Raw genomic sequence first — 26484 nt, 5'->3', positions numbered from 1 at the left:
CCGCACCAGAGACAGACACAGCCGGAACGAGGAGCCCATGCGAACTCCCCGCAAGACCAAGGACGCCGAGGCGACGGCTCCGCCGCCGGCGGCCGCGCGCGGGCGACGCGCACACGCAGGGCCACCCGCCGAGGAGCCGGGGCCGCACCACAGCCCCGAGGCCTTCCCCACCGCCGGCCGCACGGCCGGCCCGCAGGCGCCGGACACAGCAGCCGCGCACGCCTCGGACAACCCTGCCCAGGGCCGCCCCACGCGACACGGACTGCGTCCCCGAACCGTCCGCGCCAAGATCGTCTCGCTCTTGATGGTCCCGGTCGTCTCGCTCCTCGCCCTGTGGGGATTCGCCACCGTCACCACCGCCCAGGACATCGCGCGGCTCCGCCAGCTCCAGCGCGTCGACGCCGAGATCCGCGAACCCGTGTCGGCCGCCATCGACGCGCTCCAGGTCGAACGGCGCGCCGCCGTACGGCAGGTCGCCGCGCCCGGCACCGCCCGGGCGGCCGAGCTCAAGGACCGGATCCGCCGCACGGACGCGGCCCTCGACCGCCTCCGTCTCGACGGCGAGCACACCATCGGTGACACCGGGGACCTGCCCGGAGAGGTCCCGGGGCGGGTGAGCGCCTTCGTCGGCACCGTCGAGGGTCTCGCCAGGCTCCGCACCGCCGCCGCCGACGGCCGCGCCGACTGGGACCAGGTGTACGGGGAGTACACCGCCGCCGTCTCCGCGGGCTTCGCCGTCGGCGGCGCCCTCACCGGCATCCAGGACACCCAGCAGGGGGCCGAGGCGCGCGTGCTCCTCGAATTCGGCCGCGCGGGCGAGATGCTGTCCCGCGAGGACGCCCTCCTCGGCTCCGCCCACCTCATCGGGCGCCTCACCCCGGAGCGGCTCCGCGCCTTCGCCGGCGCCGTCGAGACCCGACGTACCCTCATCGCCTCGGCCACCGCCGACCTGCCCACCGCCACCCGCGCGGCATGGGCCCGGCTCGCGGCGGGTCGCGACCACACCCGCCTCGTCAAGGCCGAGGACAGCGTCCTGACCGCGGAGTCCGGACGTCCCGCCGCCCAGGCGGTCCCCTCCGCCGACTGGGACGACACCCTGACCGCCGTACGGGGTGGACTCACCGCGATCGAGACCGAGGCGCGCACCGCGGCGGCCGACCGCGCCGACCCCTTCGCGGGCGGCGTCCTCAGCATGGGCGGCGCGGCGGTCCTCCTGGGCCTCGCCGCCGTCGCCGCCTCCCTCGTCATCTCCGTCCGCATCGGCCGGGGCCTGGTCGTCGAGCTCGTCAGCCTCCGCAACACCGCCCTCGGGATCGCGCGCCGCAAACTCCCCGCCGCCATGCGGCGACTGCGCGCCGGAGAGGAGATCGACGTACGGGCCGAGGCGCCGCCCGGCCCCGTCTCCCAGGACGAGATCGGCCAGGTCGGCGAGGCCCTCACCACCGTCCACCGCGCGGCCCTCTCCGCTGCCGTCGAACGCGCCGAACTCGCCAGCGGCATCTCCGGGGTCTTCGTCAACCTCGCCCGCCGCAGCCAGGTCCTCGTCCACCGCCAGCTCAACCTCCTGGACAGCATGGAGCGGCGCGCTGACGACCCCAACGAGCTCGGCGACCTCTTCCGCCTCGACCACCTCACCACCCGCATGCGCCGCCACGCCGAGAGCCTGATCATCCTCTCCGGCGCCGCCCCAGGCCGCGCCTGGCGCATGCCCGTCCCCCTCACCAACGTCGTCCGCGCCGCGGTCTCCGAAATCGAGGACTACGCGCGCGTGGAGGTGCGCCGCCTGCCCGAGACGGCCGTCGTCGGCGGCGCCGTCGCCGACCTGACCCACCTCCTCGCCGAACTCATCGAGAACGCCGCCCAGTTCTCCCCGCCCCACACCAAGGTGCGGGTCAGCGGGGAACCCGTCGGCAACGGCTACGCCCTGGAGATCGAGGACCGCGGGCTCGGCATGGGCAAGGAGACCCTCGCCGAGGCCAATGCCCGCATCGCCCAGTCCGAGGCCCTCGACCTCTTCGACAGCGACCGGCTCGGCCTCTTCGTCGTCAGCCGGCTCTCCTCCCGCCACGACATCAAGGTCCATCTGCGCACCTCCCCGTACGGCGGGACGACGGCCGTCGTGCTCCTCCCGACCGACCTCCTCCAGGGCGCGCTGCCACCCGGGCGCGGCACCCCGGCGACCACCGGGCCGGGCCCCGACGGGGCGGCGGCCGCTTCCGCGGCCGGGAGCTCCGGGCCCCAGCGGACTCCCGCCGACCCGGCTCACGGTGGCGACGCGCGTACGGGTGACCCACGTGGGCGGGATTCGCGTGGGCGGGATCCGCGCGCGGCCGGCTCCGTCGCGGACGCCTCACGCGTCGCGCGGGAACACGAGGAGGCGCAGCGCGCGGAGGCCCGCCGCTTCGGCCGCCCCCAGGGACCCCGTACGCCGACGCCGACCCTCCCTCTCGGCACCGCCGCGGCCTCCCGGGGAGCCGGACCGCAGCCCCTCAACCGGCCCCAGCAGGCCGACCGGCCGCGCCCGCAGTCCCGTCCGCAGCCCCTGTCCCGCCCGACGGCGGTCCCCGCCCTCGCGGCGCGACCCGAGGAGGGGCCCCCGCCCGCCGGGGTCACCGCGCTGCGGCAGCGCGGCCCCTCCACACCGGCTCAGACCACACCGGCTCAGACCACGCCGGCTCAGACCACACCGACCCCGGCGGCACCGATTCAGGCCACCCCGACCCCTGCCGCACCGACCCACACCGCACCGACTCGGCCCGCACCGACGTCTTCGTCGGGACCGGCGGCTCCGCCGTCACCGTGGGTGCCGGCACCGGGGCGGCCGACCACGACTCCGGTCGGTCCCGTCGCGTACGGCCCGCAAGGAGTCCACGGCGACCTCGGCGGCGACCACGGCGATCCCGAGGGCGACCTGCCGCGCCGCGTGCGGCAGGCGAGCCTCGTCCCGCAGCTGCGCGAGGCTCCCTCTCCGGCCCCGGTCTCCGCACCCGCGGCTCCCGGCCCGGACGCGCGTACTCCTGAGCAGGTCCGGGACCGGATGGCGGCCTACCAGGACGGCTGGCAGCGCGGCGGCGGGGCCGCCCCCGGCAGCAGGCGCCCGCTCGGGACCGGCTTCGGCGGAGAGTCCTCCCACGAGTCGCACCACGACCTCATCGACCCCATGACCCCCCGCTTCGAAGGAGACGACGCATGATCGACCACGAGCGGATCGCCCCTCACCGGTCCGGTGAACTCGACTGGCTCCTCGACGACCTCGTCATGCGGGTCCGAGAGGTCCGCCACACCGTGGTGCTGTCCAACGACGGACTCGCCGTGGGCTCGTCCAGCGGACTCAGCCGGGAGGACGCCGAGCACCTGGCCGCCATCGCCTCCGGCTTCAACAGCCTCGCCAAGGGCGCGGGACGCCAGTTCCACACCGGAGGCGTCCGCCAGACGATGGTCGAGATGGACGACGGATTCCTCTTCGTCGCCGCGGCGGGTGACGGTTCCTGCCTCGCGGTCCTCAGCTCGGTCAGCGCGGACATCGGCCTCATCGCCTACGAGATGGCCCGCCTCGTCAAGCGTGTCGGCGAGCACCTGCACACCCCGCCGCGGCTCACGGTGACCCCACCGGCCGCCGGCTGACCCGGAGACCTCCATGAACGAGGACAGCACCGGCGGCGGCCCGTCCGTACCGGGCAGTCAGTGGTACGACGCCGACGCCGGGCCGCTCGTACGTCCGTACGCGATGACGGGCGGGCGGACCCGCCCGGGGCCCAGCAACGTCCGGTTCGACCTCATCGCCCTCGTCGTCGTCGACGACGACCCGCCGGGAGCGGCCGAGGAGAGCCTCCTGGGCCCCGAACACCGCTCCCTGCTCACCCTGTGCCGGGCCGAGACGCAGTCGGTGGCCGAGCTCGCCGCCGACGCCGACCTGCCCGTCGGAGTCGTCCGCGTGCTCCTCGGCGACCTGCTCGAATCGGGCTTCGTCCGCGTCAGCAGTCCCGTACCTCCCGCACAGCTCCCCGACGAAAGAATCCTGAGGGAAGTCATCGATGGCCTACGAGCGCTCTGAGAGCACCGAGACGCGTAGCGGTACCGGTGCGGGCGACGGCGTGGACACCACCGCCCTCGCGCTGAAGATCCTGGTCGCCGGAGGATTCGGCGTGGGCAAGACCACCCTGGTCGGTGCCGTCAGCGAGATCCGGCCCCTGCGGACCGAGGAACAGCTCAGCCGCGCCGGCGAACTCGTCGACGACACCGGGGGAGTCGCCCAGAAGACCACCACGACCGTCGCCATGGACTTCGGCCGCATCACGATCCGTTCCGGGCTCTCCCTCTACCTCTTCGGCACCCCCGGTCAGGACCGCTTCTGGTTTCTGTGGGACGAACTGTCGCAGGGCGCCCTGGGGGCCGTCGTGCTCGCCGACACCCGGCGGCTCGAGGACTGCTTCCCGGCCGTCGACTACTTCGAGCACCGCAAGATCCCCTTCGTCGTCGCCGTCAACTGCTTCACGGGCGCCCGGACGTACGGCGCGCACGAGGTCTCCCGCGCGCTCGACCTGGACCGCGGCACACCCGTGGTGCTGTGCGACGCGCGCGACCGCGACTCGGGGAAGGAGGTGCTCATCCGCCTCGTCGAGTACGCCGGGCGGATGCACACCGCCCGACTCCTCGACAGCGTCGGCTGAGGGCCCGCCGCGCCCTCAGTCGGAGACGCCGCCCCGGGCGATCACCTTGTCGATCCGTACCCGGACGAGGAGTTCGCCGGGGACCCCGTTCCGGTCCCCGAACTCCGCCGCCCGGTCCTCGCCCATGTAGCGGGCGCCGATGCGGGCGGCCCAGTGGCGCAACTCGGCGGGCTCCTCGCCGAGTTCGGCGCGACCGCTCAGGGTGACGAAGGCGAACGGCGGAGTGTCGTCGTCGACGCACAGCGACACCCGCGGGTCCCGGGAGAGGTTCCGTCCCTTCACGGTGTCCTTGCCCGTGTTGAACACGAAGTCGTCCCCGTCGAGCAGGAACCAGACCGGCACGACGTGCGGACTGCCATCGTCACGGACGGTCGCCAGCTTGCCGGTGCGGGTCCCCGCGGACACGAAGGCCCGCCACTGATCCTCGGTCATCCTCGTCATGCCTCCATCCTGCCTCGCGCGTCGGACATCGCGCGTCCGGCGGCGGGCGGCGGGCGGCGTCTGCCGTGCGATGTCCGACGTCCGGCGTGGGGCGGCACGCGCGGGCACGGTCCGGTGCTTGCCCTGTCCACGACAGTGCGTAAGGCTTGCCACGACACGCGGAGCCGGATGACTTGCGGGTCGACGGGGACGCAACACCAAGGGGGAGGACCACGCATGGCGCTGGACAAAGGACTGGACTGGCTTCTCGACGATCTGACCCAACGGGTCGGGTTCATACGGCACGCGCTGGTGCTGTCGAACGACGGTCTGGTGACGGGCGCGAGCAGTGGTCTCGCGCGGGAGGACGCTGAGCACCTGGCCGCCGTCTCCTCGGGCCTGCACAGCCTGGCCCGGGGCTCAGGCCGGCACTTCCGGGCCGGCCGGGCCCGGCAGACGATGGTGGAGTTCGACGAGGCGCTGCTCTTCGTGACGGCGGCGGGCGAGGGTAGTTGCCTCTGCGTCCTCAGCGCCGCCGAGGCCGATGTCGGCCAGGTGGCCTACGAGATGACGCTGCTGGTCAACCGGGTCGGCGAGCACCTCGGCGTGGCGGCACGCCAGCCGGGCCGTCCGGGGGACACCACGTTCTGACGGCGGGTTGTCCACAGGGCGTTGTCCACAGGTCGTACGGCCATCGTCACTCTGCGTTACGGTTTCTCTTGTCGGAGTACGAGAGACCACGGACGTACGGGGGATGGGCCACGTGATGACGGTGGACGAAGGCGCGGGCACGGTGACACCGGGGCAGGCAGCGGAGGAACTGGAGCTGAGGCGCGACGAGTTCAAGCTCGCGACGCAGCTGGGCCTGGTGAGGACCGTTCCGGTGGGCGGCGGCGAGCGGCGGCGGGTCGAGCGGGTGGAGATCGACCGCCTCAGGGCTGCGCCGGACTTTCCCGAGGGCCTGCGCGAGAGGGTGCGTGCGGTGGGCACCCGGGAGGCCGCGGCGCTGCTTTCCGTGCCCCAGGACCGGTTCACCCGGCTGGCCAGGACTGGGCACCTCAGCCCGGTGCGGTTCTATCTGAACCGCTACCGGGCGGTGGTGTGGATGTACCTCGCGGCGGAGGTGACCGAATTCGCCCTGTCCCACCCGGCCCTGCTCGCCGGGCGGCTGCCCCAGGACGTTCGCGAGCGTCTCGCCGCGCACGAGGACGCGCGGCCGAGGAACTGGCGGGCGCGCCGGCTCGCCCTGCTGCTCCGGGCCACGGACGATCCATGGGCCCGCGCGGCCGCCATCGCCTCGATGCTCCACCCCGTCCATCTGGCCGAGGTCGCCGGCGCTCCGTACGAGCGCGCTCACCTCGACCGGTTGCGCCCGCCACCACAGTCCGGCCACGCTGTGTCGCCGGCGGCACGCGAGGTGACCGAACGGCTCGCGCAGGCGGACGAACCGGACGAGGTCCTCTGGCACCGGATGAGCCTGACCCTGGCCCTGGAGGAAGCACGCGCGGACCGCCCCGCCCCGCACCCGGGCGAGACTCCGGCCCACGCGCTGCGGCCCAAGGCGCAGCCGAGGGCGGACTCGGGGCCGCTGGCGGGCTGGGAACCGAGGACGGGTTGGGAAACGCTGCCGACGCTGGAGTCGCCGGCGGCCTTGGACCCGCGCCCGGCTTCGGACCCGCTGCCCGACTCGGCCCCGCGCTCGGCTTCGACCCCGCTGGCGGCTTCGGTGGTCGCGGTCGCGCGGGTCCTGGAAGTGCCGGTTTCGAGGGGCGCGGAGGCGTCGGCGGTACTGCTGCCTACGGTGTCTCCGGAGCCGGAGCTGCCACCGCGGGCCGGGCCCCGCCGTACCCGGTTGCTCGACCGGCTCCTCCGCAGGACCGCGGAGGGTGCCACGCGGCGCCGGAGAGGGAAGCGGCCGGTGGCCTGGCCCTGACGCGGCACCGGACCGGCGCCGGCGTGCGGCGGGGACGGGGTGTGGGGAGGATGGGCCCATGCTGCTCGCCCGTGTCGCGGAGGTGTCCCGGGAGGTCGCCGCCACCTCGGCGCGCTCGCGCAAGATCGGTCTGCTGGCCGAGCTTTTCGCGGAGGCCGTGCCCGAGGAGAGTCCGCTCGTCATCGCCTATCTCGCGGGCCGACTCCCGCAGGGGCGAATCGGCGTCGGGTGGAGCGTCCTCAAGAACGTCGTCCCGCCCGCGGTCCCGCCGGCCGAGGCGCCCGGTCTCACGCTCGCGCGCGTCGACGCCGCGCTCTCGGAGCTCGCCGCCGTCTCCGGGACGGGCGCCCGGGCGAACAGGGACCGGCTCGTCCGCTCCTTGTTCGCCGCCGCCACCCGCGACGAACAGGAGCTGTTGCTCCGGCTCCTCTCCGGGGACGTACGCCAGGGTGCCCTCGACGCCATCGCCCTGGAAGGCGTCGCCAAGGCCGCCACCGTGCCTGCCGCCGAGCTGCGCCGTGCCGTCATGCTCGAAGGCTCGCTGCCTCTGGTCGCCCAGGCCGTGCTGGCCCAGGGGGCAACCGCGCTCGACCGGTTCACCCTGCGGGTCGGGAGCCCGGTGCAGCCCATGCTCGCGCACACGGCCGCCTCCGTCACCGGGGCGATCGCCGCACTGGGAGCCTGCGCCGTGGAGGAGAAGCTCGACGGCATTCGCGTCCAGGTGCACCGCAGTGGTGACGACGTGCGCGTCCACACCCGTTCCCTCGACGACATCACCGACCGCCTCCCCGAGGTCGTCGCGACCGCCCGGGCCGTCCCCTCGGACGCGTTCATCCTCGACGGGGAGGTCATCGCTCTCGACCCCGACACCGGACGTCCCGTGTCCTTCCAGTCCGTCGCCTCGCGGGTGGGCTCCCGCACCGACGTGGCCGGCGCTCGGGCCGCCCTGCCGCTGACGGCTGTCTTCTTCGACGTCCTCGCCGCCTACGGCGAGAGCCTGATCGACCGGTCGGGCCGGGACCGGCACGCGGTCCTGGCCCGGCTGCTCCCCGAGTCCCAGCGGGTCCGCCGCCTCGTGGTCACGGACGCCGCCGATCACATACAGGTCGAGGGCGCCGAGCGCTTCTTCACCGAGACGCTGGAGCGCGGACACGAGGGCGTCCTCGTCAAGGCCCTGGACGCGCCCTACGTGGCCGGCCGCCGGGGCCGCACCTGGCTGAAGGTGAAGCCCGTCCACACCGTCGACCTCGTCGTCCTCGCCGTGGAACGGGGCCACGGGCGCAGGACCGGACTGCTGTCCAACCTCCACCTCGGGGCGCGGGCCGAGGACGGCGGCTTCGTCATGCTGGGGAAGACTTTCAAGGGACTGACCGACGACATGCTCCGGTGGCAGACCGAGCGGCTCGGCGAACTCGCCGTGGAGGACGACGGGTTCACCGTGCGGGTGCGACCCGAGCTCGTCGTCGAGATCGCCTACGACGGCCTTCAGGCCTCGACCCGCTACCCGGCCGGCATCACCCTCCGCTTCGCCCGCGTCGTACGCCACCGCCCCGACAAACCGGCCGCGGAGGCCGACACCGTCGAGGCGCTCATCGGGCCCCGCTGAGCGCGGGACGGCGGGGGGCCCGCCGGACCTCGCGGGAGTGCGTGTCGCGAGGGATGCTGGAGACGTGGCACGAGGAGCCGCGAGGAGGATGAGCGACGTGTACGACTTGCACATCGACACCGACGTCACGGTGCAGCTGAGCGACTGCTCCCGTGAGGACGCCCAGGCCGTGTTCGACGTCCTCGACCGTGTCTACCAGATGGAGGACATGGAGACCCCAGCTCCACAGACGGCGAAGGGCCCGGCCACCACCGTCTGGGTCGCCACGTTCGACACGGCCGACGGACGGCACGAGGACGTGGGGCCCGCGCACCTGACCGCGCTGGTCGGCGCCACGCTCACCGGTGGCTACCACGCCGTCGACGAGGTCGAGCGGGTGCTCGCCACCGGCTTCGACGTCCAGTCCCTGCAGTCGGTCTCGGGCGACCAGGAGACCGAGGCCCGCCTGCTGCTCGCCTCCCGCTGAGCGACGAGGCACGACACCCCGGGCGGAGCGGACGGGCGCCGCCCGGGGCTCACGCATGCCCGCGGGCGCCTGGAGCACCCCCCTGTGATCACCCGGTATACACCGTGTGTAGAGTCCCTGACGTCGCATGATCCGTCCTGACCAGGCGGTGGCGACCGTACCGACGTCATCACAGGGGAAAGCGGGTCTCACCATGTTCCGATTCAGGCCGGGCAGTCGCAGGGGGACGGCGGCCGTCGTGTTCGCCGCCGCGTCGCTGATGCTGACGCTGGGCGGGTGCGGGGTCGACCGGGTCACGCCGCAGGACGCCCGGGGCAAGGCCGGGAAGGCGGACGGCGAGGCCGGGACGCAAAGCGAGGCCGGGACGGACGACAAGGGCGGCACGGGCGCGGGTGCCCGGCGCGTGGACTGCGCCGAGGTGAAGTGCATAGCGCTGACCTTCGACGCCGGGCCGGGCAAGGACACGCCCCGGCTCCTCGACATTCTCAAGGAGAAGCGGGTCCCCGCGACCTTCTTCCTGCTCGGCAGGAAGCACGTCGATCGCTACCCCCAGGTCGTCAAGCGCATCGCCGACGAGGGGCACGAGGTCGCCAACCACACCTGGAGCCACCGGATCCTGACGGACCTCGACGAGGCCGAGGTCCGTGAGGAACTGGCACGCACCCAGACCGCCGTAGAGAAGATCACCGGCCGCAAGCCCACGCTGATGCGCCCGCCGCAGGGCCGCACCGACGCCACGGTCTCCGAGGTCAGCAAGGAGCTCGGCCTCGCGCAGATACTGTGGAGCGTCACCGCCAAGGACTACTCCACCACCGACTCCGCGGTGATACGCCAGCGTGTGATCGACCAGTCGCGGCGTGACGGGATCATCCTGCTCCACGACATCTACGACGGCACCGTGCCGGCCGTCCCCTCGATCATCGACGAGCTCAAGAACCGGGGCTTCACGTTCGTGACGGTGCCGGAACTTCTCGCCCCCGGAAAGGCCGAGCCCGGGGTCGTCTACGCCCCCGAGACCGAATGACGAGACCTGCCGAAACCGGGTGAGGTGACTCACATCGCCCACTCGGGAGTACACGGAACATTCCGGAGAGGTTTACCGTTCATACGTATGTGACGGCGAAGGGGTCCGGTCCCCAAGGTCCCCCCCAGAGGTGACCGCTCTTCGGTGTCACGGCTAACGGCCCCGGTTGGAATCCCCCGTCCAACCGGGGCTTTGTCGTGCCCCGAACCTCCCCACGGGGTGGTGAAACAGCGCCCGAGGGGCGCGTGATCCGGCGCGTTCGACTCGTTCGAGTGAGGCTCGGCATGGCCGGTCCGGCCCCGGGCAGTGATCTTCCCGGGCCCTCCGGACGATCACCCGGACCCCACCGACCCGGGACGTTCGAAGGGGACCTCATGCTCCGCTGCACACCGCGCGCCCGCCGCGCCCTCGTCACCGCAGCCGCCTCCCTGCTCCTCTCCGGCTGCACCGTCGTCGGTCAGGGCGGGCCCGGGGAGCCGGGTGTCCCGGCCGGTCGGGCAGCCCAGGACGCCCTCTTGAAGGCAGCCGAGCACCGGCTCGTCGTCGGCTGTCTGGCGGACCGGGGCCTCACCCTCACGGCACGGGCCCGCGCCCCGGACGAGGACCGGACCCTTCAGGCGGCCCTCTTCGGAGCGGGGCCCCGCGAGCTCTCCGTCACGCTCGCCACGGGTGCCACTGTCACCGCCCATCAAGACGGCTGCCTCGCCGCCGCGCGAGGTCGACTGTACGGCGACCCCCGCCGCTGGTTCCGGGCCCAGGTCACCGTCGACAACCTTCGCGCCGAGGCCCAGGCCCGCATACGCGACGACCCCGCCCATCAGGAGGCACTCGCTCGCTGGGCCCGGTGCGTGACCCCGCCCGACCGCCCGCGACCCGCCAGTCCCGCTCCGGCCGTCGCCACCCGCTGTGCCCAGGAGAGCGGGCTCGACGACGTCCGCGCCCGGCTGGAGGCCGTCGAGCTGGTCGTCGTGCGGACCCTGCACCGCGACCAGCTCACCGCATACCGGCAGCTGCGCGACCGCGCGCTGCTGCGGGCAGCCGAACTGCCCGCGCCCACCCATCCGCAGAAAGGCCACGACCACTCGTGAAGCGCATCCTCGCCCTCTCCGCGGCGCCACTGCTCGCCGTCACCGCCGGCCTCGCCCTCTCCACCTCCGCGGGGGCCGCCGAATGCCCCAGCGGGGAGTTCTGCGTCTGGCAGGACTCGAACTTCGGCGGCCAGCGTGCCAACTGGAGCGGAGACGACGGCTGGTGGGAGAGCTGGGTCTCCGACACCGACTCCTCCTGGGCCAACCACGGCATCTCGGGACCCGGCATCAAGGATCACGTCAAGGTCTACGAGAGCGCCTGGCAGGGAGGCAGCATGACGATCTGTCTGGCCCCGGGGCAGGAGGTCGGCTACAACGGCGCAGCCAACGACCGCGGTGACTCCCACACCTGGTCGATGGGCTGCTGAACCTCCGACCGCACGAGCCGGCCGGAAGACCCGACCGGATCGTCTTGCCGGATCAATCGCGGCCGAGCGGGCCGCCCGGGTGGCGCAGGGCGGAGGCCAGCATCAGCCCCGCGCCACGGACGACGCTCGTCGACGGGTCGTTCGCCAGCCGCAGCCGGGCCCGGAGGAGGTGTGCCAGGCGGCTCGTCACGTCCAGCCGGAGCGCGCCTCCGCCGGTCACCAGCACTCCGCGGCGCAGCGCGCCGCGCACGGCCCCGGTGCCGTCGTGCCGCCACAAATCGCTGACCAGGTCCGCGGCCGTACCGGCGATCGCGTCGGGCACCTGTCCCGACTCCGGAACGTCGTCGACGCCCATCTCGGCCAGCCGCGCGTCCTCGACCAGACCGTCGACGACGAGGGTCACCTCGGTCAGCTGGGCGCCGAGGTCGACCACGAGCAGGGGGCCGCCGCCGGGCGGGGCGGCATAGGCAGCGGCGGCGCGGGCGCTGTCCACGGCGATGACCCGCGCCGGGCCGAGCCCGTCCACCATCCGGCGCGCGGCCTCCCGTTCCGCCGGAGCGGCGAGCACCGGGTGGGTCAGCATCACGACGGTGTCGTGTCCGCCGTCGCCGGGCGCGGCGGCCGCCAGCCGCCGCAGCAACCGGAGCTGGGAGTCCGCGTCGGTCACCCGGCCGCGCCGTACGGGACCGCTCGGCACGTCCGCGAAGACACCCGCACCCGGGGCCCACGCCCGGGTCCGCGAGCTACCGATGTCGAGCGCGATCCCGCGCACCGGGCGCCGCCCCGTGGCCCGGCCGCCGCCGACTGATCCGAACGATCCCATCGCTTCCGTCCATTCACTCCGTACCCGCTGATTGCGAGGCCGATACGCGCCCTCACTATGCAGGATCCGCAGCATGAACGCCATGCTGCTTGGCTATCGAAGGCAGAGGCGGCGGCCGAGCCCTTCAGGGAGGAAGCGTCAGCTCTCGGCGCCGAGCCACAGGTCCGGGCCGAAGACCTCGTAGTGGATGTCGGCCGCGGCCGTCCCGCGGGTGAGGAGGTCGCCGCGCACCGTGCGGAGGAACGGCAGCGGCCCGCAGAGGTACGCCGTCGTGCCCGTGGGGAGATCGAGCGCGGTGACGTCGGCGCGGCCCCGCAGCGCCACGGAGCCCTCGCCCGGCTCCTCGTACCAGAGGTGCAGGGTCGCCTGCGGCAGCGCCTCCACGAGGCGGTGCAGCTCGGCGGCGTGTGCGTGGGACGCCGGGGAGCGGTCCGCGTGCGCGACCACGACCGGGCGGGTCGATCCGGTGGCCGCCAGGTGGTCGAGCATCGCCAGCATCGGGGTGCTGCCGATGCCGGCGGAAGCGAGCAGCAGCGGCCCGTCGCCCTCGGGCAGGACCAAGTCGCCGAAGGGTGCCGACACCTCCACGGTGTCGCCCGCGCGGGCGTGGGCGTGCAGCCAGGAGGAGACCTCGCCCGCCGGGTCGCCGTCGACCCGCTTCACCGTGATTCGCCACTGCGGGTGCCCGGGAGCGGCGGAGAGGCTGTACTGACGGATCTGCCGGGCGCCGTCGGGCAGCGTGACCTGGACGCTCACGTACTGACCCGGGCGGAACGCGGCCGGCGGGGTCCCGTCGGCGTGCCGCAGGACGAAGGACACGGTGTCGGACGTCTCCTCGCGGCGCTCGGCGATCTCCATCGGCCGCCAGACCTCGCCCTCGGGGACGCCGGTCTCCTGGTAGAGCCGGGCCTCCACGGCAATGAGCGCGTTGGCCATCAGCCAGTACACCTCGTCCCATGCCTCGGCGACCTCGGGGGTGACCGCGTCGCCGAGGACCTCGACGATCGCGGCGAAGAGGTGCTCGTGCACCGTCTTGTACTGCTCGGCGGTGACGCCCAGCGAGGCGTGCTTGTGCGCGATGCGGGACAGCATGAGATCCGGGCGGCTGCCCGGGTGTTCGAGCAGGGCGACCGCGAAGGCGGCTATCGAGCCCGCCAGCGCCTTCCGCTGCTCGCCGTTGGCCTGGTTCCCCCGGTTGAACAGATCGCGGAGCAGCTCGGGATGGGCGGCGAAGAGCCGCGCGTAGAAGCGCTCGGTGATCTCGTCGAGCGCGCCTCCGACGGCGGGCAGAGTGGCACGGATGACCGGGGCGGCCTGCTCTGACAGCATGGGAACTCTCAATCTGGTAGATGATCTGCGTATTTAAAGCTGTGCGTGTGCCGAGAAGGGCAACCCGCACGGTTCAGGGGGAGGGGCGCGGAGTGAGGGAGAGGAGCAGTGGTCCCGTCGGCGAGGCGACGAGCTCCGCCACGGTCAGCGGGTCGAGCACGCGGTAGAACGCCTCCTGCGCCTCGCGCAGCGCACCCCGTAGTCGGCATGCCGTACGCAGGGGGCACGGAGGGTCGCCCTCGCAGTCGACGACCTCCTCCTCGCCCTCCAGGGTGCGGGCCAGCCAGCCCACCGAGGAACGCCTGCCCAGCTCCGTCAGGACCAGCCCGCCGCCACGGCCGCGCCGCGCCTCGACCACACCGAGATGCTGGAGTCGCGTGACGACCTTCGCCATGTGGGCGTAGGGCACGTCCATCGACTCCGCCACCTCGCGCGTGGTGACGGACTCGTCCTGCGCGATGACCGCCAGGCGCATCACGGCACGGAGCGCCAGGTCGGTGAACTTCGTCAGCCTCACGAGCCGACCCTATCAAAGCGGTATCTTGCCTACGTATTAAGGGGCGGCGTGCGAGCCCGTGGCCCGCACACCGCCTACCCTGCTCCTGGCCCTGTCCCTGTTCTCAGGCCAGGACCTTGGCCTTTGCCTTCTCGAACTCCTCGTGCGTGATGGCGCCCTTCTCCTTCAGGTCCGCGAGCCGCACCAGTTCGTCGGTGGCGCCGCCGGCCGCCGGCGTCGTCCCCGCCGTCTTGCGGATGTAGTCCTGGAACGCGGCCTCGGAGGCCTTGGCCTGCTTGATGTCACGCTGCCCCATGCTCTTGCCGCGGGCGATGACGTAGACCAGCACGCCGAGATAGGGGAGCAGGATGCAGAAGATCAGCCAGCCGGCCTTGCCCCAGCCGCCGAGGTCGTGGTCACGGAAGATGTCGGTGATCACCTTGAAGAGCAGGAAGAGCCACATGATCCAGATGAAGAACCACAGCATGGTCCAGAAGACGTTGAGGAGGGGGTAGTCGTCCATTCCTGCACACTCCGTTCCCGCCCGGGCCGGGAGGCCTGGCGTACGAGTGAGTCTCGTGCAGGCACCGCGCCCCCGCATGTCGTGGCGGCCCGGCGTGCGGCCCGCCCCCCGCCGTGTTCGGATGGTGGCTGCCGAGGACCGCACGAGGAACGGAGCGTCATGGGGCCGGTGGAATGTGTCGTACTCGCCTTCCCGGGGGAGCGGTTGAAGGTGGCGGCGGTGACGGCCTTCGCGGAACTGCGCAGAGCGGGCCAGGTGCGGCTGATCGACTCGCTCGTCGTCGTCAAGTCCGTCGCGGGGGAGGTGTCCACGTCCGAACTCGTCGAGTACGAGGAGTACGACGAGGCCACCGCCGAGATCGGCCCCGAAGTGAACCTGCTCGGTCCCGAGGACGCGGTCGAGGCGGCCGAGACCCTCGAAGCGGGCTCCTGTGCGCTGATGCTGCTCGTCGAACACGTCTGGGCCGAGCGCGCGGCGGAGGCGATCCGCGAGGCCGGCGGCCGAATCTCCGGAACCGTGCGGATCCCGCCCGACCACGTCGATCAGGCGCGCGACGCCTACCGCGAGGCCGCGCTCGCTGCGGCCGGAAGGAGCTGACCGATGTTCATGCGACGCCGTCCCCTGCTCCGTCCGGTCGTCCGGCCCCGCGGTGCGCCCCTGCTGCGCGGCGCCCTCGTGGGCGGCGCGGCCTACGCCGCGGGCCGCAGCTCCGCCCGCTCCGCGCGCCGCGAGCAGGAACAGGAGGAAGCCATCGCCGACCTCCAGGCGCAGCAACAGCAACAGCCGCAGGCCGCCGCACCCATACCCGCGCCGACCCCACTCCCGCCCGCCGGAGCGCCGGCCCCAGGAGCGGCGCCCACGGTCTCCGATCAGCTGACGCGGCTCGGTGAACTCGCCCAGCAAGGCCTGCTCACCCCCGAGGAGTTCGCGGCCGCCAAGGCGAAGCTGCTCGGCGTCTGACCAGGGGGCGGCCGGCGTCAGCCGCGCCGCAGAGCCGCCAGCGCCCGGTCCGCGTGCACGCTCATACGGAGTTCGCTGCGCACGACTTCCCGCACGCGCCGGTCCTGGCCGATCACGAACGTGATCCGCTTCGTCGGCGCGAGCGAGAAGCCGCGCTTCACGCCGAACCGATCCCGCACGGCCCCGTCCGGATCCGACAGCAGCGGATAGCCGAGGGAGTGCCGCTCCGCGAATTCCAGCTGCCGTTCGACCCCGTCGGTGCTGATGCCCACGGGCAGGGCCCCGGCGGCCCGGAACTCGGCCGCGAGGTCGCGGAAGTGACAGGCCTCGGCCGTGCAGCCGGGAGTCATCGCCGCGGGATAGAAGAAGAGGACGACAGGCCCCTCGGACAGCAGCTCCGACAGAGCGCGCGGGGTGCCGGTTTCATCCGGAAGGGTGAAGTCCTCGACAAGGTCACCGACGTTCATGGAGGTCCGTCCCCGATCCGTCCGTACGCGACCCCGGTGCCTCCGGTGGCCGGCCGGTGACGTTACCGCAGAGTAGGGGATCCCGAAACCCCCGGGCGGAGCGGCTCAGCGGGCGGGCTCCGGCACGCCGCCGTGCGCCGCGGCACGCTTGTCGAGCACGGCGAGGGCCCGCTCCCCCCAGCGCAGGTTCTCCTCCTCGAAGAACCGGCCGCGCATCAGCGTGAGATACGGGCCGATCCGCTCCGCCTCACGGAGATACGTCTCCTCGTCCCGTCCGTCGAGCATCCGCTCCCGCAGCCGGTCGTAGCGGGCCAGCTTGGTCCGGGCCGTCTCCATCCGCCCCGCCACGAACCCTCGGACCGCTCCCATGTCGCCCTCGTCGCAGGCCTGCACCTGGACCATCAGCTCGTCACGGATGGCGCTCGGACGTGGTGGCGCCGACGTGTAGGCGTACAGATCCTGTCGTCCCGACTCCGTGAGACTGAACATCCGCTTGTTCGGTCGCCGTTCCTGCTCCACCACGCGGGCCGTGATGAGCCCGGCCTCGGCGAGCCGCTCCAGCTCGCGGTAGAGCTGCTGCGGGGTGGCGGCCCAGAAGTTGGCGACGGACACGTCGAAGATCTTGGCCAGGTCGTATCCGGAGGCCTCGCCCTCCAGGAGAGCTGCGAGGACGGCGTGCTTGAGGGACATCCGGACAAACTAGCAGCACGTTGAATAGTTTCCTCCGCACCTATTCAACGGCCGCAGGACCTGCCGACCGGACCGCGGGAGGCCGCTCTTCGCTGGCACGTCGATCCCGCGCCTGCCTAGGCTGGAGGGAGAAGGCCATGGGGGCGCAGATCCGAGGGGCAGTGCGATGGGCAGCGACACGTTCGTCTACACCACCTACATCCGGACCAGTCCCGACGACGTCTGGAAGGCGCTCACCGAACCGGAGCTCACCCGCCGCTACTGGGGCGTGGCCTTCGAATCGGAGTGGACCCCCGGCGCCGCGATGGTGTGGGACGAGAACGGACGCAGGACCGTCGACCCCGAGCAGGTCGTCCTCGCCGCCGAGCCCGGCCGTCTTCTCTCGTACACCTGGCACACCTTCACTCCGGCGTGGGCGGAGGCCGTCGGCCTCGACCGGGAGGTGTACGCGGGCCTGGCCCGGGAGCGCCGGTCCCGGGTGACCTTCGACGTCGAGCCCTCGGGTGACACCGTCAAGCTCACCGTCACCCACGGCGCTCTGGAGCCCGACGGCATCATGCAGGGACTGATCGGGGAGGGGTGGCCCGCGCTGATCTCCAGTCTCAAGTCCCTTCTGGAGACCGGTGAGGAACTCCCCGAGCCGCCCCGCTGACCTGCCCTCCAGCCCCTGCTGACCCATTCGAGTCGTCTCCTCCGGCACTCCGCCGCCACACCCGGTGTCTTGATCATCTTTTCCTCCTTTCATCCGTTTTGATGCTGCGGTCGGCGATGCCCGCCGACGCTTCAGCCGTCCGGAAAGGGAGGGTGTCCGACGTGTCGTCACGCAGATACGTACGGGGGTGGGGAGCACTGTCCCTGGCGGTCGGAGTCGTCCTCGTCGCCACGGCGGCCCAGTCGCCGCCCGGCCCGGACAGGCTCCCGGCCGCAGCGCCTGACTCCACCACCGTGGTCACGGTGGACGGCTGCGGCACCGGCGGCGGCCTGTGTTCCGCACCCCTCCACACGGTGGCCCTGAGCGGCGGACGCACCCTCACGGGGCACCCCGTCGCGCTCGGCGCGCAGGCGGAGGGCCCCGTCGCCCTGCTGCTCCGCACCCGCGGCCGGCTCGCCGACGTCACCGTGACCGACCGGCGCGGCCGCCGGGTCGCCGGAGCGCCGAGCACGGACGGTACCCGCTGGACGAGCGCCGCCGCCCTGCCCGCAGGAGGCCGCTACACCGCGCGCCTCGTCATCGAACGGCCCGGCGCCGGGCGCGACACTCCCCGCCGCCGCCTCGCCCGGCTGGAGTTCCGCACCGCTGCCGCACCCGCGGGAGAGCGGCTCACCGTCACTTTCGGTCCCAAGAACGGCGGGACGTACGGCGTCGGCCAGCCGATCACCGCCGAGCTCAGCCACCCCGTGCCGACGGAGCACCCCGCCGCCCGCCGTGTCGTCGAGCGCGCCCTCCAGGTCCGCACCGAACCCAGGGTCGAAGGCTCCTGGCACTGGGTCGACTCCGTCACCCTCCACTACCGGCCCCGCGACTACTGGCCCGCACGCACCACCATCCGCGTGCACAGCGCCCTCGACGAGCTCCGCGTCGGCGGCGGCCTCTACGGCGGCCGGTCGCGCCCCCTCGCCCTCACCACCGGACAGCGCGTCGAGGCCGTCACGGACGTGTCCGCCCTGGAGATGACCGTCTTCCGCGACGGCCGGGCGATCCGCACGATCCCGGTGACCACCGGGAAGGCCGGATACCGGACCCGGGGCGGCATCAAGGTCGTCCTCGGCAAGGAACCGCTCGTCCGCATGCGGGGCGACTCGATCGGCATCGCGCGCGGCAGCCGCGATTACTTTGACCTCAAGGTCCGCTGGGCCACCCGGGTGACGTGGAGCGGTGAGTACCTGCACGCCGCGCCCTGGTCCGTCGACGCGCAGGGCAGCGAGAACGTCAGCCACGGCTGCACCGGGATGAGCACCGAGGACGCCGCCTGGCTGTTCCGCACGGTCCGCGAGGGCGACCTCGTCCGGGTCGTCAACGGCTACGGGAAACCGATGAACCCCTTCGGCAACGGCTTCGGGGACTGGAACCTCAGCTGGGCGGAGTGGCGGCGCGGCAGCGCGCTCACCGGGCCGACGGCTGCCGCAGGGTCCCTGAGCCCCGCGCTCTGAGCCGTACGCGCGACGGGGTCCCGAGCGACGGGACCGCGAGCGATCGGACCGCGCCACGCCGAGCGCCCGTCGGACCTCCCCGGTCCCGTACCCCTCGGTGATACTGACGTCCTGCCTGCCTGATGCCTGCCTGTTGCTTGCCGCATTGCCACCCGCCCCGCCGTGCCGCGCCCAGGGAGCTTCGATGCCGGACGTCACCAAGGTCGAGGTCGGGGACGCGACGCTCTTCGTGGAAGCGCGGCGGCTCGGCCCCGACACCGAGCTCGAAGGCTTCGGCGACCGCCTCCCGGACCTCTCCGCCGTCACCGGGGCGCTCGCCTCCTTCGCCGGGCAGATCGGCGAGGCGCTCGACCGGGCGGCCCCCGACCGGGCGACCGTCGAGTTCGGCTGCCAGCTCGGCCTGGACGCGGGCAAGCTCACCGCCCTTGTCGTCCAGGGCAGCGCCAACGCCAGCCTGCGGGTGACACTCGAATGGGCGAAGTCGCCCCACTGACCGGCACCGTCAGGCCGCCGACCGTCACTCCTTCCGGGCGTTCGCGGCTTCCGGCTCCGCCACCATGGGCGCTTCGTGCAGGAGCGGGCCGGCCCACGCCTGCGAGGCAGCCGTGACCAGGGACGGGGAGAAGTCCAGCTCGCCGCCCCGGCCGTCGAGGCCGTCGCCGACGGCGGGTCCGGCCCTGAGTCTCTACCTGTACTCGACGGTGAGAGTCACCGGCGCGTCCCGGTTCACGAAGAGGTACGCGCTCCCGGCGGGCGTCGACGCGAAACCGAGCCGGAGCTGCGTGACCCCGCCCCGGTTCAGCGCCGCGAGCGCGGCCGCCGACAGGTCCGTCGACACCGCGCTGCCCGAGGTGAACGAGGCGATCTCCGCCCCGCCCGCCACCGACGCGGCGGCCGACCAGTCGGAGGGTTCCACCGCACACCCGCCGAAGCAGCCTGTGCGCACGTCCGCCACCAGCCGGTTGCCGGCCGGTGAGGCCCACGGATCGCCCGCGCCGCCAGCCCGCGTGACGGTCAGCCAGGCCCGGGTGACCTCCTTGCCCGCCGGGATCCGCGAGGTGTCGAAGGAGACCACCGACCGGTTCACCTTGCCGTCCGTGCCCCGGCCGAGCGCGAGACCGTACACGTCCTCCAGCGTGCCCACCGCCGCCCCGGATCCGTCCGCCGCCGCCTTCACGTACCCGTCCTCGGAGTCCGTACTGGCCAGCACGGTCCGCCCAGGCGCGGGCGGCGGCGTCGCATCCCCGCGCAGCGCCCGCACCATGCCCATGACCGCCTCGATCTGCTTCCCGCCGTGCCGCGCGTAGGCCGTGTCACCGAGGTACCCCCACCAGTTCCAGCAGCCGTTGGGGTTCTCCAGGGTCGCCGTCGGCGCGGCCTGGGGGTACAGCACGATCATGGCGTTCGTGTCGGCGTACTCGTTCAGATAGGCGCCTTCGACGAACCGGGTCCCGAAACCCTGGTACGCGTACCCCTGCTTGCAGCCGTGCAGCGCCACGAGGAGCTTGCAGCGCGCCCCGCCCGCGCACGACGCCGGCACGTACGCGAAACCGTCCTTCCCCATCGAGAGCGCCGCAGCCGAACCGCCCGGTGCGTACGCGTCCTGGTCGAAGCGGATCAGCGAGCCGGCCGTCCCGGAACCGGGCGCCGCGACCGATCCGAAGAGGTGCCCGAGCAGCGCGCCCTCGGCGTCGGTGCCGCAGTCGTTCAGGTACGGGCTCTGCGTCACCGTGCACGAGTTGGGGCCGAGCGGGGTGATCCAGGCGTGCCCCGCCGCCGTGGACCGGTCGTAGCGGACCCGGGCGCCGAAGCGGCCGTAGTAGTCGGCGAGGGCGTCCGCGACCGGCCGTTTCACGGTCGAGTCGTTCGAGCCGCTGAAGACGTACACGGGGTCGTCGGCCAGGTTCTCCACCGGGTCGACGAGCCCTTGCGCGGACCGGTCGCGGGTGGCCTGCTCCAGGGCGCCGAGCTGAAGGCTCTGCGTGGTGTCCATACAGGCGTTGAGCGCGGTGGGCAGGGCACCGCGGGCGCAGTCGTACGGCCCCGAGGCGAAGGACGCCGACCCGTCGAACGTCCCGGAGTACGCCACGTGCAACTGGGTCGCCATGTACCCGCCGGACGAGACGCCCGCGCTGTACACGGAACCGATGTCGTACGGCTGGAGCGGGCCCGGCACGGGCGGGGGAGCGGCGGCGCCCGCCGGGACGGCGGTCGGGAACAGGGTCGCCGCGGCGCACAGCAGCAGCGCCGCGAAACGGCGTGGCCCGCGGTGGCGGGCGGGACGGGGTGAACGCATGGGGTCTCCCGGGCGGCTCGGTCCTGACGGAGGGTCGGCCGGGAGGCTACGGCCGGTCAGGAGGCGCCAGCCATGGGGGAGGACGCCACAAACCCTCCGGGCCGGTATGGCGGCCCGTCACCTGGCAGCCGGAGCGGGACCCCTGTGCGATCCCGGCCGCGCGAGCTGCGAGGATGCCGCCATGGAGCATCACGAGAAGCAGAAGGACCCGCTCGCCGAGGCGGTCGCCCTGCGGGAACAGGGTCGTAAGGAGGAGGCGCGCGAGCTGCTCGTCGACCTCGCCGCACGCCGTCCGGAGGACGCGGAGGTCGCGTACCAGGCGGCCTGGGTGCACGACGCCCTCGGCCTGGAGGTGGAGGCCGTGCCGTACTACGAGCGCGCGCTCGCCGGTGCCGGACTCACCCCGGACGACCGGCGCGGCGCCCTCCTCGGCCTCGGCAGCACCTACCGGGTCCTCGGCCGGTACGACGACGCCGTCACGCTGCTGACCGCCGCCGCCGAGGAGTTCCCCGAGGACGGGGCCCTGCGCACCTTCCTGGCCATGGCGCTCTACAACACGGGGCAGCACCACGAGTCCGTCCGGACCCTGCTGCGCCTGGTGGCCGCCACCAGCGACGACCCGTCCGTACGCGCGTACCGGCGGGCCATCGAGCACTACGCCGAGGATCTCGACGCGACCGAGTGACCGCCGGCCGCCGTCGCGTACCCGCGAGGCGTTCGTCAGTCGTTCACGGCGGTCAGGAGGACCACCGCGTCCTCGAGGGCGGTCAGCCCGTGCCGCTCCTTGGGGATCATCCGCAGCGCCTGCGCCGGCACCTCCTCCGCCCATCCGGCCGCCGTCAGCTTCACCCGACCCCGCAGCACCTGGAGGCTCGCGGCCGGCGGGGCGTTGTGCTCGTCCAGGGACGTGCCCGAGGTCAGGGCGATGACGGTCTGCCGGAGCACCCCGTCGTGCATGACCAGATGGGCGCTGCGCCCGTGCGGCGCGGTGCGGGCCGCGGCCAGGTGTTCGTCGGCGAGCGCGGTGAGGTCCAGGATCATGTCTCTCCCTGCGGGGTGCTCTCCTGCGAGGTGCTCGGGCGGATACCCCCAGCCTCCCGTGTGGCGTCCGGGCCGCAACTCGGGACCGCCGGTCGCGCCACCACGGCCACCACGAGACCCGCGCCCCCGACGCACGCCCCCGCCGCGAGCAGGGCGGCCGACCAGCCGTACGCCGTGTAGAGCCAGGATCCGGCGAGCGAACCGAGGGCCCCGCCGCCGAACGTCGCCAGCATGAAGACGGTGTTCACCCGGGCCGCCACGGCCCGCCCGATCGCGAAGATCCGGGCCTGACTGGCCACCTGGCACGAGCTGACCCCGACGACCAGCAGATTGGCCCCGGCCACGAGCGCCACGGGGGAGTACGGGGCGAACCCCGCCACCCCGAGACCGACCCCGGCGGCCGCCAGACCCGCGGCGTTCACCGCCTGCGGCCCGTACCGGTCGGCCATCGGTCCGGCCGCCGCCGAGAGCAGCGCCGCGGGCAGGGTCAGCACCCCGAAGAGCCCGGCGGCGCCCGGCCCGTACCCGAGGGGCGGGGCGGCAAGATGGAACGCGAGCACGGCCCAGAAGACGCTGAACGCGGCGAAGACGCACGCCCCGAGCAGCGCCGAGATCCGCAGCTCCCGGTGGTCGGCGAGCAGCCGGGGCAGCCCGGCCAGGAGCCGGAGGTACGAGGAACGGCGCCGCTCCTCCGGCGGCGCGCCCATCCGCTCGGGCAGCCGCCGGGGCAGGACCCACAGCAGCGCCGCCGTCGCCGCCGCGGCCACCACGTACGCCGCGCGCCAGCTCCCGCTCGCGTCGGTCACGGCGCCCGAGACCGTGCGGGACAGCGTCGAGCCCAGTGTGAGGCCGAGCCCGACGAGCCCGACGACCCTGCCCCGCCGTCCCGGACCCGCGAGCACGGCCGCCACCGGGGTGAGGATCTGCGGCAGCACCGTCGTGGTGGAGAGGGCCAGCGTGGCGAGCGTCAGCGTGACCACGTCCGGCGCGGCCGCGGCGACGAGCAGCGAGACACAGGTCAGCGCGAGCAGCACCGAGGTGAGCCGGCGCAGCCGCGCGGTGTCGGCGAGCGGCACGAGCAGCAGGATGCCGAGCGCGTACCCGATCTGGGCCGCGGAGGCGATCAGCCCCGCCGTCCGCTCCGAGACCTCCAGGCCGCGTGCGACGGCGGCGAGCAGCGGCTGCGGGAAGTAGATGTTGGCGACGGTGACCGCGCCGGCCACGGCGAAGAGCAGGACGTTCACGGTCCGGGCGGGTGCGGACACCACGGGTGCGGCGAGGGGACTGGGTTCCACGGACTCTCTTCCGTACGGGGAGGGCGACGCCCCAAGGCTCCTCGCCGCCACCCCCGCCGAACAAGATGCGATCATCGAACCGGCGTTGAGTCACGCTCAACGATCAGGAGAAGATCAGCAGCCGATCTGGAGCCGATCAGGAGGGGTCCGATGCTCGAACGGTACGAACTGGAGGCGTTCCTCACGCTCGCCGAGGAGCTCCACTTCGGGCGCACCGCCGAGCGCCTCGGCGTCTCCACCGGCCGGATCAGCCAGACCGTCAAGAAGCTGGAGCGCCGTGTCGGCACCCCGCTGTTCGCCCGCACCAGCCGCAGCGTCCACCTCACCCCCGTCGGCCTGCGCCTGTACGAGGACCTGCTGCCCGCCTACCGGCAGCTGCGCGCCGCGCTCGAACGCGCCACCGAGGCCGGGCGGGGCGTCCACGGCGGACTGCGGACCGGCTTCGCCACGCCCTGGGGCGGCGACCTGCTCACGACCGCAGCCGACACCCTGCTCGCCCGCTACCCCGGCTGCGAGATCAGCGTCCGAGAGGTACCGCTCGACGGGGGATTCGGCCCCCTCCGGGACGGAACGCTCGACGTCCAGTTCGTCGCCTTCCCCGTCCGCGAGCCGGACCTGACCACCGGTCCCGTCGTCGTCGCCGAGGAACGGGTCCTGCTCCTGCCCACGGCTCATCCGCTGGCGGGCCGGGCGTCCCTCGGCCTGGAGGACCTCGCGGGACTGGCCCTGATCGCCCCCGAGGGCGCGAGCCCCTCGTACTGGCGCGACCACCACTACCCCCGCCGCACCCCGTCAGGCGCCCCCGTCGGCCGGGGACCGGTCGCGGCGACCTGGCAGGAGGTCCTCTCCCACGTCGGCGCCGGCCGGGGCGTCGCCCCCGGCGCGGCGCTGGGCGCCCGCTACCACCCGCGCCCCGGCATCGCCTACGTCCCCCTGCGTGACGCCCCGCCCGTCGAGTACGGCCTGGTCTGGCCCACGGCCGCGGACTCCGCACTGCTCAGGGCCTTCGTCGAGGCGGTCGGCGCCGCAGGACCCTGACCCGTCCGGTGCGCCCCTACGGCACGTCGGCGGGCGCGGGGACGGGCGCGGGGGCCACCAGCGTCCCCGTCAGATGGTCGTACGCCACGTGGGCGTGGAGCCGGACGCCGGTGACGAGGGCGTCGTCGTCCGCGTAGAAGTGCGGGTTGTGGTTGGTGACGATCCCGCGCCCGCCGGGCACCGGCACCGGCCGGCCCGATGCGTCCAGGGCCGCGTCCTGGACGCCGAGCATCACGTACAGGCCGCCGAAGCGGCGGACGAACTCGGAGACGTCGTCGTACCCGAGCGTCCCGCCGGTCTCCACCACCCGCTCCTCGCCCACGACCCGGCGGAAGGTCGGCAGCGCCGACTCGACCCACGGTCGGCTGTTGTGCACGGGTGGTACGGACTGGAGGTACTCCACCGAGGCCGTCGCCCCGTACGCCGCCGCGGAGTGCTCCACGAGCGTCGTGAGCCGCCGCTGGACCTCCGCCATGTCCGTCTCGACGGCGCACCGGACCGTGCCCCACAGCGTCACCGTCTGCCCGATGATGTTGAACCGGCCGACGTCTTCCACATGCCCGATGGAGACCGTGACCGGAGCGAAGGCGGAGACCTGGCGGTACAGCTGGCCGACGCCCGTCAGGACCGCCCCCACCGCCGGCATCGGATCGACGCCCTCCCAGGGCGTGGAACCGTGCGTCTGCTTCCCGGTGACGACGATGCGGACGAGCGCGGAAGCGGCGTACTGATTGCCGATCCGGTACCCCACGTGCCCCTTCGGATAGGGCGTCACGTGCAGCCCGAACGCCATCGTCGGCACCGGGTCGGCGAAGGCGCCCGCCTCGACCATGGCCCGTGCCCCGCCCTCCTCGGTCACCGGCGGGCCCTCCTCGGCGGGCTGGAAGACGAAGAGCACGGTGCCGGGGAGGCGGCCCCGGACCCCGGCGAGCACCGCCGCCGCGCCGAGCACCATCGCCGTGTGGCAGTCGTGTCCGCAGGCGTGCGAGACGGGGAACGGGCCGCCCGGATAGTCGGCGTCGACGACCTCGGAGGCGAACTCCGCCCCGCACAGGTCCTTGACCGGCAGCGCGTCCATGTCCGCCCGGAGTGCCACGACCCGCCCGCCCGGTGACGGGGCCGTACCTCGCAGGACGCCCACGACGCCGTGACCCGCGATGCCGGTACGCACCTCGTCGAGGCCGAGCGCGCGGAGTTCGTCGGCCACCAGCCGGGCCGTCTCGACCTCCCGGTTGGACAGCTCAGGATGCCGGTGCAGATGGCGCCGCCAGGCGACCACCCGATCCGCCACCTTCGCTGCCCGCTCGTCCAGTTCGCCGTGCATCGACTCCGTGCTCAACGGGGACTCCCTCTCGTACCGGCTCGCGCCGTGGCCATGGGGACCGTGCCCCACCAGCCTCGCACTCAGGGCCTGTCCGGTGGATCAGGACCGGACAGGCCCTCGGTGTGTCAGCGGCCGGTCAGGTCGGAGAGCGTGAAGTCGTCCGGCAGGGGAGCGCCGAGTTCGTTGAGGGCCGTGACGAGCTTGTTCTCCTCGTACGTGAAGTGCGAGTCCACCAGGGCGATGAGGCCGCAGAAGGCGAGGCAGTGCGCCCGCGGGTTCCGGGGGCGGTCGGCGCCGCCGGAGAGGAAGGAGTCCACGTCCTCGCGGAGGCGGGCGAGCTCCTCGCGGAGCCAGATGTGCACGTCGACGAGGTGGTTCCCGAACGCCGCGAGGCGGTCGGCCGGTTCGGAGGCGGTGGTCATCACCGCCTGATCGCACCGGGGCCCGGACGCCGCACACCCTCCGTCCGGTACGGG

General features: G+C 73.3%; 30 protein-coding genes. 18 read left to right on the top strand and 12 right to left on the bottom strand.

The window, feature by feature from the left end:
* Positions 1–37: 37 nt before the first annotated feature.
* Genes ACIBG6_RS06715 through ACIBG6_RS06700 form a run of 4 tightly spaced genes read left to right on the top strand, consistent with a single transcriptional unit; the run spans position 38 to position 4670 of the window.
* A complete protein-coding gene (locus ACIBG6_RS06715; protein WP_399221476.1) occupies positions 38–3193 on the top strand; it encodes a nitrate- and nitrite sensing domain-containing protein in 3156 nt (1051 codons plus the stop codon).
* Positions 3190–3624, top strand: a complete 435-nt coding sequence (locus ACIBG6_RS06710; protein ID WP_399221474.1) for a roadblock/LC7 domain-containing protein — start codon at positions 3190–3192, stop codon at positions 3622–3624. The genes ACIBG6_RS06715 and ACIBG6_RS06710 overlap by 4 nt, the downstream gene beginning before the upstream one ends.
* A gap of 13 nt (positions 3625–3637) precedes the next feature.
* A complete protein-coding gene (locus ACIBG6_RS06705; protein ID WP_399221473.1) occupies positions 3638–4054 on the top strand; it encodes a DUF742 domain-containing protein in 417 nt (138 codons plus the stop codon).
* Positions 4035–4670: a GTP-binding protein gene (locus tag ACIBG6_RS06700; RefSeq protein ID WP_399221471.1), complete on the top strand. Its 636-nt coding sequence runs from the start codon at positions 4035–4037 to the stop codon at positions 4668–4670. The genes ACIBG6_RS06705 and ACIBG6_RS06700 overlap by 20 nt, the downstream gene beginning before the upstream one ends.
* A gap of 15 nt (positions 4671–4685) precedes the next feature.
* Here the strand turns inward: ACIBG6_RS06700 and ACIBG6_RS06695 are convergent, their stop codons facing one another.
* Complete coding sequence (locus tag ACIBG6_RS06695) at positions 4686–5111, bottom strand: PPOX class F420-dependent oxidoreductase (protein WP_399221470.1); 426 nt, start codon at positions 5109–5111, stop codon at positions 4686–4688.
* A gap of 216 nt (positions 5112–5327) precedes the next feature.
* Here ACIBG6_RS06695 and ACIBG6_RS06690 point away from each other — a divergent pair, with 216 nt between their 5' ends.
* From ACIBG6_RS06690 to ACIBG6_RS06660, 7 genes are all read left to right on the top strand, one after another.
* Positions 5328–5741, top strand: a complete 414-nt coding sequence (locus tag ACIBG6_RS06690; protein WP_399221469.1) for a roadblock/LC7 domain-containing protein — start codon at positions 5328–5330, stop codon at positions 5739–5741.
* Positions 5742–5856: 115 nt separating this feature from the next.
* Positions 5857–7023 carry a DUF6397 family protein gene (locus ACIBG6_RS06685; RefSeq protein WP_399221468.1) on the top strand — a complete coding sequence of 389 codons (1167 nt, stop codon included), beginning with the start codon at positions 5857–5859 and terminating at the stop codon, positions 7021–7023.
* A 58-nt stretch (positions 7024–7081) separates the two neighbouring features.
* Positions 7082–8629, top strand: coding sequence for an ATP-dependent DNA ligase (locus tag ACIBG6_RS06680; protein WP_399221466.1), 1548 nt, complete (start codon positions 7082–7084; stop codon positions 8627–8629).
* Positions 8630–8717: 88 nt separating this feature from the next.
* On the top strand, positions 8718–9095 hold the full coding sequence (locus tag ACIBG6_RS06675; RefSeq protein ID WP_399221465.1) for a hypothetical protein: 378 nt from the start codon (positions 8718–8720) through the stop codon (positions 9093–9095).
* A gap of 193 nt (positions 9096–9288) precedes the next feature.
* The gene (locus ACIBG6_RS06670) at positions 9289–10119 is read left to right on the top strand and encodes a polysaccharide deacetylase family protein (RefSeq protein ID WP_399221464.1); all 831 of its coding nucleotides are present in this window, start codon (positions 9289–9291) and stop codon (positions 10117–10119) included.
* Positions 10120–10493: 374 nt separating this feature from the next.
* A complete protein-coding gene (locus ACIBG6_RS06665) occupies positions 10494–11207 on the top strand; it encodes a hypothetical protein (RefSeq protein WP_399221462.1) in 714 nt (237 codons plus the stop codon).
* Positions 11204–11575, top strand: a complete 372-nt coding sequence (locus tag ACIBG6_RS06660; RefSeq protein WP_399221460.1) for a peptidase inhibitor family I36 protein — start codon at positions 11204–11206, stop codon at positions 11573–11575. The genes ACIBG6_RS06665 and ACIBG6_RS06660 overlap by 4 nt, the downstream gene beginning before the upstream one ends.
* Positions 11576–11627: 52 nt before the next feature.
* Here the strand turns inward: ACIBG6_RS06660 and ACIBG6_RS06655 are convergent, their stop codons facing one another.
* The 4 genes from ACIBG6_RS06655 to ACIBG6_RS06640 form a co-directional block, all read right to left on the bottom strand.
* Positions 11628–12398 (bottom strand): rod shape-determining protein MreC, encoded by a 771-nt coding sequence (locus ACIBG6_RS06655; RefSeq protein WP_399221459.1) that lies wholly within the window; start codon positions 12396–12398, stop codon positions 11628–11630.
* Between the two features lie 138 nt (positions 12399–12536).
* A complete protein-coding gene (locus ACIBG6_RS06650; protein WP_399221457.1) occupies positions 12537–13727 on the bottom strand; it encodes a globin domain-containing protein in 1191 nt (396 codons plus the stop codon).
* Positions 13728–13800: 73 nt separating this feature from the next.
* Positions 13801–14244 carry an RrF2 family transcriptional regulator gene (locus tag ACIBG6_RS06645; RefSeq protein WP_399221455.1) on the bottom strand — a complete coding sequence of 148 codons (444 nt, stop codon included), beginning with the start codon at positions 14242–14244 and terminating at the stop codon, positions 13801–13803.
* A gap of 103 nt (positions 14245–14347) precedes the next feature.
* A complete protein-coding gene (locus tag ACIBG6_RS06640; RefSeq protein WP_399221454.1) occupies positions 14348–14746 on the bottom strand; it encodes an SHOCT domain-containing protein in 399 nt (132 codons plus the stop codon).
* Between the two features lie 159 nt (positions 14747–14905).
* Between ACIBG6_RS06640 and ACIBG6_RS06635 the strand changes: the two genes are divergently transcribed.
* Together ACIBG6_RS06635 and ACIBG6_RS06630 are read left to right on the top strand one after the other, a co-directional pair.
* Positions 14906–15343, top strand: a complete 438-nt coding sequence (locus tag ACIBG6_RS06635) for a DUF6325 family protein (RefSeq protein WP_399221453.1) — start codon at positions 14906–14908, stop codon at positions 15341–15343.
* A gap of 9 nt (positions 15344–15352) precedes the next feature.
* On the top strand, positions 15353–15706 hold the full coding sequence (locus ACIBG6_RS06630) for an SHOCT domain-containing protein (RefSeq protein WP_399221452.1): 354 nt from the start codon (positions 15353–15355) through the stop codon (positions 15704–15706).
* A gap of 17 nt (positions 15707–15723) precedes the next feature.
* Here the strand turns inward: ACIBG6_RS06630 and ACIBG6_RS06625 are convergent, their stop codons facing one another.
* Together ACIBG6_RS06625 and ACIBG6_RS06620 are read right to left on the bottom strand one after the other, a co-directional pair.
* Positions 15724–16173, bottom strand: a complete 450-nt coding sequence (locus ACIBG6_RS06625) for a peroxiredoxin (protein WP_399221451.1) — start codon at positions 16171–16173, stop codon at positions 15724–15726.
* 105 nt (positions 16174–16278) lie between these two features.
* Positions 16279–16863, bottom strand: a complete 585-nt coding sequence (locus ACIBG6_RS06620; RefSeq protein ID WP_399221450.1) for a PadR family transcriptional regulator — start codon at positions 16861–16863, stop codon at positions 16279–16281.
* A gap of 166 nt (positions 16864–17029) precedes the next feature.
* Between ACIBG6_RS06620 and ACIBG6_RS06615 the strand changes: the two genes are divergently transcribed.
* The 3 genes from ACIBG6_RS06615 to ACIBG6_RS06605 all read left to right on the top strand — a co-directional run bounded on the left by ACIBG6_RS06615 (position 17030) and on the right by ACIBG6_RS06605 (position 19507).
* Entirely contained in the window at positions 17030–17515 is a 486-nt protein-coding gene (locus ACIBG6_RS06615) for an SRPBCC family protein (protein ID WP_399221449.1), read from the top strand.
* A gap of 161 nt (positions 17516–17676) precedes the next feature.
* On the top strand, positions 17677–19014 hold the full coding sequence (locus ACIBG6_RS06610; protein WP_399221448.1) for an Ig-like domain-containing protein: 1338 nt from the start codon (positions 17677–17679) through the stop codon (positions 19012–19014).
* 184 nt (positions 19015–19198) lie between these two features.
* Positions 19199–19507 carry a CU044_2847 family protein gene (locus ACIBG6_RS06605; RefSeq protein WP_399221447.1) on the top strand — a complete coding sequence of 103 codons (309 nt, stop codon included), beginning with the start codon at positions 19199–19201 and terminating at the stop codon, positions 19505–19507.
* Positions 19508–19699: 192 nt separating this feature from the next.
* Here ACIBG6_RS06605 and ACIBG6_RS06600 read toward each other — a convergent pair whose 3' ends face one another.
* Positions 19700–21310, bottom strand: a complete 1611-nt coding sequence (locus ACIBG6_RS06600) for a PHB depolymerase family esterase (RefSeq protein WP_399221446.1) — start codon at positions 21308–21310, stop codon at positions 19700–19702.
* Positions 21311–21491: 181 nt separating this feature from the next.
* Here ACIBG6_RS06600 and ACIBG6_RS06595 point away from each other — a divergent pair, with 181 nt between their 5' ends.
* Entirely contained in the window at positions 21492–21995 is a 504-nt protein-coding gene (locus ACIBG6_RS06595) for a tetratricopeptide repeat protein (protein WP_399221445.1), read from the top strand.
* 35 nt (positions 21996–22030) lie between these two features.
* On the opposite strand, the gene ACIBG6_RS06590 is transcribed toward ACIBG6_RS06595, so the two are convergent.
* Both ACIBG6_RS06590 and ACIBG6_RS06585 read right to left on the bottom strand, forming a co-directional pair.
* A complete protein-coding gene (locus ACIBG6_RS06590; RefSeq protein ID WP_399221444.1) occupies positions 22031–22351 on the bottom strand; it encodes a cupin in 321 nt (106 codons plus the stop codon).
* Positions 22348–23646, bottom strand: coding sequence for an MFS transporter (locus ACIBG6_RS06585; RefSeq protein ID WP_399221443.1), 1299 nt, complete (start codon positions 23644–23646; stop codon positions 22348–22350). Before ACIBG6_RS06585 ends, ACIBG6_RS06590 begins: the two co-directional genes overlap by 4 nt.
* A gap of 150 nt (positions 23647–23796) precedes the next feature.
* Here ACIBG6_RS06585 and ACIBG6_RS06580 point away from each other — a divergent pair, with 150 nt between their 5' ends.
* A complete protein-coding gene (locus ACIBG6_RS06580; protein WP_399221442.1) occupies positions 23797–24684 on the top strand; it encodes a LysR family transcriptional regulator in 888 nt (295 codons plus the stop codon).
* Between the two features lie 16 nt (positions 24685–24700).
* Here ACIBG6_RS06580 and ACIBG6_RS06575 read toward each other — a convergent pair whose 3' ends face one another.
* Together ACIBG6_RS06575 and ACIBG6_RS06570 are read right to left on the bottom strand one after the other, a co-directional pair.
* Positions 24701–26023, bottom strand: a complete 1323-nt coding sequence (locus tag ACIBG6_RS06575; RefSeq protein WP_399221441.1) for a M20 family metallopeptidase — start codon at positions 26021–26023, stop codon at positions 24701–24703.
* A gap of 110 nt (positions 26024–26133) precedes the next feature.
* Positions 26134–26430 carry a hypothetical protein gene (locus ACIBG6_RS06570; protein WP_399221440.1) on the bottom strand — a complete coding sequence of 99 codons (297 nt, stop codon included), beginning with the start codon at positions 26428–26430 and terminating at the stop codon, positions 26134–26136.
* Between the last annotated feature and the right edge of the window lie 54 nt (positions 26431–26484).

Origin of the sequence: Streptomyces sp. NPDC050842, assembly GCF_044456565.1 — a bacterium.
Classification (GTDB): Bacteria; Actinomycetota; Actinomycetes; order Streptomycetales; family Streptomycetaceae; genus Streptomyces.
Note: the sequence above shows the minus strand (reverse complement) of the source record. Positions and strands in the feature narration are given on the sequence as shown.